An 8,625-nucleotide genomic window follows, 5' to 3' on the forward strand; every position below is an offset into this window, starting at 1 on the left:
TGCAATTTAATTCGTTAAATTGATCAAATATTTATGCAGGTTGGTATTATAGGTTATTCAGGCGATAAGTCGCCAGAGAGAAACTTACATACAAAAATAGCTTTACCAAATTCTTCATATGAACGTTTAATTTCGGTATTTAACACCTGCATTACTAAATCGTAATCACCAAAAATTTGCGTTGATAACGTGTTAGTAATCACTTTTAAATCATCGTATTCGTTTAATCTGTCAATAAAGCCCTGAATAAACGGGATATAATCTTGGTGAAGTGGGTATTTACTGATCTCTACTGATAATTTCATTTTTGACTCTTTATTTTAATTACCGATTACAACAAGTCATTCAATGCTAGAGCCGTTATTAAATACAGTGTAAAATCGCTGCAACACTCAATTGAAATGAGCTTAAAATGGCACGTAGAATAACCTACAAATATAAAAACGAACCGCGCGAGATTAATTTCGCTAAAGATAAATACCACGACATGTATCAAGCAATTGCTGCCGCCGAAGGTATTGATCTGACTAATTACTTAAGCATGGTACAGCAAATAGAAATGACCTCAAAAGGGTCTGCTTCTGTTCGTAACTTTCGCGACCAAGAATTTGCCCGTATGGGCTTTAGCGACGTTTACTTTATAAAAGAGTAAATACCGCTTTATAGCTGTATTAACGCTGATACTCATAACTTACGCGCGGTGTAATATTACATAATAGCTCGTAAGGGATAGTATCAGCGCATAATGCTATTTCTTCAACTGGTAGCTCAGGGCCCCACATAGTGACTCTGTCGCCCACTTTAATATTGTGCTCATTAGCGCCTATATCTACGCTAATCATATCCATAGCAACACTGCCAACAATACCATAACGCTGCTTACCAATTATTACTGGTGTGCCCTCTTTAGCGTGCCGAGGATAACCATCGCCATAACCCATAGCCACAACAGCTAACTTGGTTGGTTTATCGCTTTTCCAACGTCCGCCATACCCTACCGCCTCATTAGCTGGTACATTACGCACTGCAATTACGCGCGTAGTTAAGCGCATAACTGGTTTTAATTTATGTTGTTGCCCAATACTATTTGCCATTGGCGATACGCCATATAGCATAAGCCCAGGGCGCACCCAATCACCATGACCGCTCGGCCATGCAATAATACCAGCAGAATTTGATAAACAATGTGCTTGGTCAATGCCATTCACTAAGTTATCAAATAACGTGATTTGTTGAACCGTTTTGGCATTATCAACATCATCAGCACACGAAAAATGGGTCATTAAATTAACGGTATTTTTGGCGTTAGGTGTTTTTTGTAAGCGGTTATAAAACTCTTCAAACTGCTCTGGCGCAATACCTAGTCGATGCATACCTGTATTTACTTTTAACCAGCATGTTATTGGCGCATCGAGCTTTGCTTTTTCAAGCGCGGCTAATTGGTATTCGTCATGAATAATAGTTTGAAAGTTATTAGCGAGTAAAATAGGTAAGTCGGCTTTGTTAAAAAAGCCTTCTAGTAAAACTATTGGCTTTGTTAAGCCCCCAGCTCGAAGGGCAAGCCCTTCATCTATTCGCGCCACAGCAAATGCGTCAGCATTATTTAAATGCTGCGCAATCGTTACTAAACCATGCCCGTAAGCATTTGCTTTTAGCACCGCCATTACTTTGCTGTTAGGTGCAAAGCACTTAACTTGCGCTAAATTATGCGCAAGTGCAGCTAAATTAATTTCAGCAGTGGCTAGGCGCATTAGTAATCGTCATCTACCGCTGGTCCCGCGTAATTATCAAAGCGAGAAAATTGACCTTGGAATGTTAAACGCACTTTACCAATTGGGCCGTTACGTTGTTTACCTATGATAATTTCGGCAATACCTTTGTCAGTACTGTCTTCGTTATAAACTTCATCACGGTAAATAAACATGATTAAATCGGCATCTTGCTCTATCGACCCCGACTCACGTAAATCTGAGTTAATAGGACGTTTATCGGCACGTTGCTCTAGCGTACGGTTAAGCTGCGAAAGCGCAACAACCGGACATTTTAGCTCTTTTGCTAGTGCTTTAAGTGAACGTGAAATTTCAGCAATTTCTAGCGTTCGGTTATCAGCAAGGCTTGGTACACGCATTAACTGCAAGTAATCGACCATGATCATACTAATGCCACCGTGGTCACGGGCTATACGCCTTGCACGTGAACGCACATCGGTAGGTGTTAAGCCCGATGCATCATCAACGTACATTTTACCTTTTTCCATCAATAAGCCCATTGTTGATGAAAGTCGTGCCCAATCGTCATCATCTAATTGACCAGTACGTACCTTAGTTTGGTTAATACGGCCAAGAGACGCTAACATCCTCATCATAATTTGTTCTGAAGGCATCTCTAGAGAGTAAATTAATACTGGTTTGTCTTGAGTCATTGCAGCATGTTCTGCAAGGTTCATCGCAAAAGTGGTTTTACCCATAGATGGACGCGCTGCAACAATAATTAAGTCAGAAGGCTGTAAGCCCGTCGTCATTTTATCAAGATCGGCATAACCTGTACTTACACCCGTAACACCATCTTGTGGTGATTGATAAAGCTCTTCTATTTTATCAACGGTTTTTTCAAGGATGCTATGAATGCTTTGCGGGCCTTCATTATTTTTTGTTCGTTGCTCAGCTATTTTAAACACTTTGCTTTCGGCAAAATCGAGTAAGTCGTGACTAGTACGCCCTTCGGTGTTAAAGCCGGCTTCTGCAATTTCGTTCGCTACGCCAATCATTTCACGTACAACAGCACGTTCGCGTACAATACTTGCGTAAGCGTCAATGTTAGCAGCACTTGGCGTGTTTTTAGCTATTTCTGCTAAATAAGCAAAGCCACCAATTCCTGCCAGTTTATTATTTTTTTCTAAACTTTCAGAAATAGTGATTAAATCTATCGGATCGCCAATCTCAGCAAGTGCCGTCATCGCCTCAAAAATTAACTTGTGCGTGCGGGTATAAAAATCCTGTGATACAACAAGCTCCGCTACGCGGTCAAAAGCTTGGTTATCAAGCATTAAGCCACCTAAAACAGATTGTTCAGCTTCTATTGAATGGGGAGGAACTTTAAGTGTATCGACTTGCTTATCTGGTTTGGCCATAACTTCACAGTAGTAAAATTGAATGGCTCTATTCTATCGACTTGAAGGGGCTGTGCAAATAGAAAAGCAGGAAATCTTTTCCTGCTTTTTGTAATCGTGAAGGTGAATGAGCGTTATTTAATACGAAGCTCTATGCGCCCGCTAATTGTATCCATTTCAACATTAGCATTACCGCCATTAATGCTAAATTCTAAATCACTGGCTGGGCCGTATTTAGCTTTACTGACTTTATCGCCAGTAACTTTATTAATGATTTTGCCATTAGCGTGCGCTTTAATTTCAAAATTTGCAGATACGCTGTCAGGAAAGTAAAAATCACCATCGCCACTTACCGATTCAAAACGTACATCACCGCCTTTTAAAAGCTCTTTAATATGTACTTCGGCTTCGCCATTCACCGTGTTAATACGTAAGTTTTTAATTGACGATAGCGTAAAATCTATATCGCCATTTACATTTTCAAGGCGCACATCATTGGCGCTTGAGGTTGATTTAATATCGCCATTAACAGCGCTAAAACGTAGTTCACCACTTGATTCTCTATCGTTAATTTCGCCATTTACGGTTTCAAATTGAATATTACCACTTAGGTTTTCTGCATTTACATCACCATTTACGGTGGTGAGCTTAATGTTGCCAGTAATATCATCTACCGTAATTTCGCCATTAACCACGTCAACTTCAGCGCCATTTTTTAGCTCTTTTGCAGTCACCGATACATTAACGCCAGCAAACTCTAAACTACTGCTTTTAGGCATAAATATGGTTAGGCTTGAGCCATCGCCATTATTACTCCAATTTGATTTACGTGGCATTTTTACAATAAACTGAGTTTTATCACCATTTGTTTTAAGCTCATAACCCTCGGCTTTGTCATCAAGCTCGCCAGATACTTTAAATTCGTTTTTATCCCAGCCTGTAATATGTATATCACCGCGTTGGTTTTCAATAAAAATAGTGCCGCCACTTGGTACGTCTATTTGCTTATCTATTTTTTCACCCGCTAATACCGCCAACGGAAATAAGCTCAGTCCTAATAAAATCGCTTTCATGTAGTACTCCTAAATGTGCTGCCAACGTGGCGCATGCACCTTGTTAATTAAATCAAGTTGTTGTTGATATATTTGCGCTAACATTGTTAGTAGCGCTTGGTTTTGTGGCTCATTTTCAAGAACTTGCTTTATTGCTTGCTCTGCGTTTTCAAGCTCTTGTAGCTGCGTTTGCCAGTTAGTGGTCAATGCTTCTTTATTTTCATATTCAACCAACAAACTGTTTTTTTGCGCCGAAAAGTAATCACTTATAGCCACTACGGGTTGTGGTTCTGGCGCTATAACAAATAAATTTACAGCAATTAAAGCCGCTAATGTGCAGGCAGCTATTGCTGTTAGTTTTGGCCAAATAGCAGTGCCTTTTAGGTCCTGCTTATTACTAACCATTGCTCGCTCAATTCCCGCCCACAGGTCTTTTTGTGGCGTAATGTCTTTATCAAGCGTGTTTAATGACTCATTTAAATAGTCGTCAAAATTTGGTTTATTCATTTTCATACCACTCTTGTAGTAGCTGCCTAGCACGATGATATTGCGACTTACTTGAACCAACAGCCATACCTAACTGATCGGCTATTTCCTCGTGCCTGTAACCTTCGATTGCAAACAACACAAACACCATACGTGCGCGCTCAGGAAGCCTTACTATTAATTTATCGAGACCATTTAAGCCTTTGCAGTCATTAGCTGATTGCTCATCCATACCGCAGTGTTCAATGCTCACTACTTTTTGCAGCCAATTTTTTTGCTTGCGTAAGTAGTTAATCGCAACATTACTGGCAACGCTGTAGAGCCAAGTAGAAAACTGCGAGCGACCGTCAAATTGCGCTATTTTACGCCATACCTGTACAAACACTTCTTGGGCTGCATCTTCAGCATGCGCTTGGTCCGCTAATAAGCGTAAACATAAACCGTAGACTCGTTTTATATGTAACTCATAAAGCGTTGTGTATGCGCCTTGATCACCTGATTTAACTCGCTCAATGAGTTTAGCTTCGCATAAAGGCGTTTGTTCGGGTTTAACGTGTAACATCCGTGATGCCGCCTTTTAATTATTATTATTGAGTTAGTGTATTGATAAGTTAGACGTAATAACAGTTCGAAAAGGTTTAAAGGGAATAAAAAAATAATTGAATAAAAAAGGGGCTTGTACGAGGCTTTATTGGACGGTGCCCTTAACTAATGAAGTTAGCCAAATTACAGACACAAAAAAGCCGTGCTAATAGCACGGCTTTTGTCGCTTAATTAAAAATTAAGCTTCAGCGATTACGATTACTTTAATAGTAGCCGTTACGTCTGAGTGAACTGAAATTGATACGTCAAATTCACCTGTCTCACGGATAGTACCTAGAGGCAAACGAACTTCTGACTTAGCAACTTCAACACCAACAGCTGAGATAGCGTCAGCGATGTCACGAGTACCGATTGAACCGAATAACTTACCTTCGTCACCAGCTTTAGATACTAATGTAACTTCTGCTAATGCTTCTAGTTTTTCAGCGCGTGCTTGTGCAGCAACTAACTGTTCAGCGATTTTCGCTTCAAGTTCTGCACGACGAGCGTCAAACGTTTCAATGTTAGCTTTAGTCGCAGGAACTGCCTTACCTTGAGGGAAAAGGAAGTTACGTGCGAAACCAGATTTAACTACAACCTGTTCACCTAGGCTACCTAGGTTAGCGATCTTATCTAGTAGAATAACTTGCATGTTTCTACACCTTTTAAAAACTGTTAATCCGCTGCTTACTTATGTAAGTCAGTGTATGGAAGAAGGGCTAAGTAACGAGCACGCTTAATAGCAGTTGCTAGCTGGCGCTGAAATTTAGCGCTAGTACCTGTGATACGGCTAGGTACGATTTTGCCACTTTCTGTAACATAGTTTCTAAGAGTAGCTAGATCTTTGTAATCGATTTGTTTTACGCCTTCCGCTTTAAAGCGGCAGAACTTACGACGTCTGAAATAACGTGCCATGAGATTAATTCCTCAAATAATTCTTTCTATATGCTGAGCATGCAAAACCAATTGGCTAAGGCCGTTACGACCTTCGTGGCGATTTAAAAAACCACTCACTTGCAATGCCTGCCCAACGTGCAAATGTTGAGTCTGTTGTTGCATTTGCTTTCCACTGGCAACTACCTGAAGCCTCACGTAACTATTACGGTTAAGGTCTGCTTCGGTTTGCATCGATTTATGTTCTACAACAAAAATACAATGCGGGATGCCAGCAGGGCTTTGACTAAACTTGGGAGTTTTACAAACTACCCCAGATATAACCAGCTGATTCATATATGGGCTAACCATTATAGTAACTGCTGATTACATGCCATGCTAGGACTCAAAACAATTAAGCAGCTGGTGCTTCTTTCTTCTCTTCTCTTGCAAGAGGAGACGCTTCAGTTTCAGCAGTTTTAGTGCGGATAACTAAGTTACGAAGCACTGCATCGTTGTAGCGGAAAGTAGTTTCTAGCTCGCTGATTACTTCAGTTGGTGCTTCAACGTTCATAAGAACATAGTGAGCTTTATGAAGCTTGTTAATTGGGTAAGCCAATTGACGACGGCCCCAATCTTCAAGACGGTGGATAACACCACCAGCTTCAGTGATAGAACCAGTATAACGTTCGATCATACCAGCAACTTGCTCACTCTGATCTGGGTGAACCATGAATACGATTTCGTAATGACGCATGGATATTCCTTACGGTTAATAGAGCCTTCTACCGTTTCGGCCGGTCGGTTTAAGGCAAGGAATTAATAGTTTAAAAGCCGAAATGAGCGCGCATTTTACGCTTAGACGGATAATTAAGCAAGCAGGTTTTTTAAGCTTTTATGGATAAGAGTTAAAAGGTAATTATTACGAGCTTCGCTCGTCGCGTCAGCAAGCTGCTCGCCTACCGCAAAAGTTAAGCACAGAGTGTAATATCTCTTGTAGAAGCCGAGCTTACTCGCGTGAAAAGCGATAGCTTTTAATTGCTTAAGTTTTATGTTTACCCCGAAAATATAAACATTTACTCAAGCTTAAAGCCGTGCAATTATTAAGCAATACATTATTAAATAAGGATATTTATGAAGCTCTTACTATCGCTTGTATTAATACTTACTTTTAGTACACCATTTTTAAGCCACGCAAAAACCAATACAACTGACATAACCGTTGGTAAAAAAGTCATTCTGCAGTCAAAAATACTTAACGAAGACAGACCCATTAAAATTTTCATACCTGACACTGTAAAAGACGATCAGCCGCTTTATGTTATTTATTTACTTGATGGTGTTGAGCACTTTCATACGGCGTCTGGTGTTATTAAATCCCTTGTTGATTACGAGCAGATACCTAACGCAATGCTCGTTGGTATTGATACAACTAACCGTGTTCGCGATTATTTACCCAAAGTAGAAGGCGAGCCTAAAACAGAGTTTCAAACTTTTGTTAAAAACAAATGGCCTGAAGCTGGGCAAACCGACAAGTTTTTAAACTTTGTGTCTGATGAACTCATGCCTTATATAAACAGTAATTACTCAACTAACGGCTACAACACCTTAATTGGCCACTCTAATGCAGGTACTTTGGCGCTTTATACTTTAGTTAATCAGCCTGAGTTATTTAATAACTATATAGCTATAAGCCCAAACAGTTGGTGGAGTGATGAGGAATTGAAAAATAATATTATAAAATACACTAAAAACCCTAAAGGTGATCAGGCGTTATTTATTAGTGTAGCAAGCGAAGGAGCACGCTTTTATACAGGCGTATTAAATACTTTGGTAAATTTAGAACAACAAACGCCCTCGCAGCTTAAATGGGAATATAAGCATTACCCCGCTTTTACTCATATGGGCACCATACTACCAGCGCTTAGCGATAGCCTAATTCGCTTATTTAGCGACCTAATATTTAAGGTTACTGACGAGCACGGAAAGTTTGCTGATGTATCGCTCATTACAGGTTATTACCAAGCACTTAGTGATAAGTACGGGTTTGAGCTTAAAATTCCACAAGATGTTTACGTAGAGTTTGCTCATAGCCAGCAAAAGTTTGGTAATACAGCTAAAGCTATTACAACGCTTAAACACTTTACTACCGATTACCCAAATGCAACTTATTCTCACATGCGTTTATCGCAAGGGTACACTGCAGACAAACAGTTTAAAGAAGCCGTTACCAGCATGAAACACGCACTCGAGCTTGCTAAGCAAAACTCGCGAGATCCAATGTTAGTTGATGCGCTCAAAGATATGGTGAATGAAGCACAAGAGAATTTGTAACTGATTTAACGCAAAGCGCTTTTTAACTAACGATAGTAATTACGAGCTACGCTCGTCGCGTCAGCAAGCTAAACGCCTACAGGTAAAATTAAGCTCAGTGTTAAACTTTGCATGTAGACGCCGAACTTGCTCGCGTGAAAAGCGCGGCTTTAAATATGTTCAAAACTATTTTAAAACAAAAAACCGATG

At 40.0% G+C, this 8,625-nt stretch carries 12 protein-coding genes; 2 read left to right on the forward strand and 10 right to left on the reverse strand.

Annotated features, from left to right (window positions below; translation table 11 throughout):
• Window positions 1-53: 53 nt before the first annotated feature.
• A complete protein-coding gene (locus tag GQR46_RS12175; protein ID WP_007587304.1) occupies window positions 54-305 on the reverse strand; it encodes a hypothetical protein in 252 nt (83 codons plus the stop codon).
• Window positions 306-412: 107 nt separating this feature from the next.
• Between GQR46_RS12175 and GQR46_RS12180 the strand changes: the two genes are divergently transcribed.
• Entirely contained in the window at window positions 413-652 is a 240-nt protein-coding gene (locus GQR46_RS12180) for a DUF2960 domain-containing protein (RefSeq protein WP_007587305.1), read from the forward strand.
• A 19-nt stretch (window positions 653-671) separates the two neighbouring features.
• On the opposite strand, the gene alr is transcribed toward GQR46_RS12180, so the two are convergent.
• From alr to rpsF, 9 genes are all read right to left on the reverse strand, one after another.
• The gene (gene alr / locus GQR46_RS12185) at window positions 672-1,751 is read right to left on the reverse strand and encodes an alanine racemase (protein ID WP_007587306.1); all 1,080 of its coding nucleotides are present in this window, start codon (window positions 1,749-1,751) and stop codon (window positions 672-674) included.
• Window positions 1,751-3,130, reverse strand: coding sequence for a replicative DNA helicase (gene dnaB / locus GQR46_RS12190; RefSeq protein WP_007587308.1), 1,380 nt, complete (start codon window positions 3,128-3,130; stop codon window positions 1,751-1,753). Before dnaB ends, alr begins: the two co-directional genes overlap by 1 nt.
• A 113-nt stretch (window positions 3,131-3,243) precedes the next feature.
• Window positions 3,244-4,182 carry a DUF4097 family beta strand repeat-containing protein gene (locus GQR46_RS12195; RefSeq protein WP_101216066.1) on the reverse strand — a complete coding sequence of 313 codons (939 nt, stop codon included), beginning with the start codon at window positions 4,180-4,182 and terminating at the stop codon, window positions 3,244-3,246.
• A gap of 9 nt (window positions 4,183-4,191) precedes the next feature.
• A complete protein-coding gene (locus GQR46_RS12200; protein ID WP_010554893.1) occupies window positions 4,192-4,674 on the reverse strand; it encodes a hypothetical protein in 483 nt (160 codons plus the stop codon).
• Window positions 4,661-5,209, reverse strand: a complete 549-nt coding sequence (locus GQR46_RS12205) for a sigma-70 family RNA polymerase sigma factor (protein ID WP_165727257.1) — start codon at window positions 5,207-5,209, stop codon at window positions 4,661-4,663. Before GQR46_RS12205 ends, GQR46_RS12200 begins: the two co-directional genes overlap by 14 nt.
• Before the next feature lie 219 nt (window positions 5,210-5,428).
• A complete protein-coding gene (gene rplI, locus GQR46_RS12210) occupies window positions 5,429-5,881 on the reverse strand; it encodes a 50S ribosomal protein L9 (RefSeq protein ID WP_002962755.1) in 453 nt (150 codons plus the stop codon).
• A 35-nt stretch (window positions 5,882-5,916) separates the two neighbouring features.
• Window positions 5,917-6,144 (reverse strand): 30S ribosomal protein S18, encoded by a 228-nt coding sequence (gene rpsR / locus GQR46_RS12215; protein ID WP_007378475.1) that lies wholly within the window; start codon window positions 6,142-6,144, stop codon window positions 5,917-5,919.
• A gap of 12 nt (window positions 6,145-6,156) precedes the next feature.
• The gene (priB, locus tag GQR46_RS12220) at window positions 6,157-6,474 is read right to left on the reverse strand and encodes a primosomal replication protein N (protein WP_004588456.1); all 318 of its coding nucleotides are present in this window, start codon (window positions 6,472-6,474) and stop codon (window positions 6,157-6,159) included.
• A gap of 43 nt (window positions 6,475-6,517) precedes the next feature.
• Window positions 6,518-6,859, reverse strand: a complete 342-nt coding sequence (gene rpsF / locus GQR46_RS12225; RefSeq protein WP_007378473.1) for a 30S ribosomal protein S6 — start codon at window positions 6,857-6,859, stop codon at window positions 6,518-6,520.
• Between the two features lie 377 nt (window positions 6,860-7,236).
• Here rpsF and GQR46_RS12230 point away from each other — a divergent pair, with 377 nt between their 5' ends.
• Window positions 7,237-8,436, forward strand: a complete 1,200-nt coding sequence (locus GQR46_RS12230; protein WP_165741094.1) for an alpha/beta hydrolase-fold protein — start codon at window positions 7,237-7,239, stop codon at window positions 8,434-8,436.
• The last annotated feature ends 189 nt before the right edge of the window (window positions 8,437-8,625 follow it).

Source organism: Pseudoalteromonas sp. Z1A6, from assembly GCF_011378745.1.
GTDB lineage: Bacteria > Pseudomonadota > Gammaproteobacteria > Enterobacterales > Alteromonadaceae > Pseudoalteromonas > Pseudoalteromonas arctica.

What these genes read in the sequence shown, in the direction of transcription:
- GQR46_RS12175 (WP_007587304.1), bottom strand. Translation starts at nt 305, where the DNA reads ATGAAATTATCAGTAGAGATCAGTAAATACCCACTTCACCAAGATTAT.
- GQR46_RS12180 (WP_007587305.1), top strand. Translation starts at nt 413, where the DNA reads ATGGCACGTAGAATAACCTACAAATATAAAAACGAACCGCGCGAGATT.
- alr (WP_007587306.1), bottom strand. Translation starts at nt 1,751, where the DNA reads ATGCGCCTAGCCACTGCTGAAATTAATTTAGCTGCACTTGCGCATAAT.
- dnaB (WP_007587308.1), bottom strand. Translation starts at nt 3,130, where the DNA reads ATGGCCAAACCAGATAAGCAAGTCGATACACTTAAAGTTCCTCCCCAT.
- GQR46_RS12195 (WP_101216066.1), bottom strand. Translation starts at nt 4,182, where the DNA reads ATGAAAGCGATTTTATTAGGACTGAGCTTATTTCCGTTGGCGGTATTA.
- GQR46_RS12200 (WP_010554893.1), bottom strand. Translation starts at nt 4,674, where the DNA reads ATGAAAATGAATAAACCAAATTTTGACGACTATTTAAATGAGTCATTA.
- GQR46_RS12205 (WP_165727257.1), bottom strand. Translation starts at nt 5,209, where the DNA reads ATGTTACACGTTAAACCCGAACAAACGCCTTTATGCGAAGCTAAACTC.
- rplI (WP_002962755.1), bottom strand. Translation starts at nt 5,881, where the DNA reads ATGCAAGTTATTCTACTAGATAAGATCGCTAACCTAGGTAGCCTAGGT.
- rpsR (WP_007378475.1), bottom strand. Translation starts at nt 6,144, where the DNA reads ATGGCACGTTATTTCAGACGTCGTAAGTTCTGCCGCTTTAAAGCGGAA.
- priB (WP_004588456.1), bottom strand. Translation starts at nt 6,474, where the DNA reads ATGGTTAGCCCATATATGAATCAGCTGGTTATATCTGGGGTAGTTTGT.
- rpsF (WP_007378473.1), bottom strand. Translation starts at nt 6,859, where the DNA reads ATGCGTCATTACGAAATCGTATTCATGGTTCACCCAGATCAGAGTGAG.
- GQR46_RS12230 (WP_165741094.1), top strand. Translation starts at nt 7,237, where the DNA reads ATGAAGCTCTTACTATCGCTTGTATTAATACTTACTTTTAGTACACCA.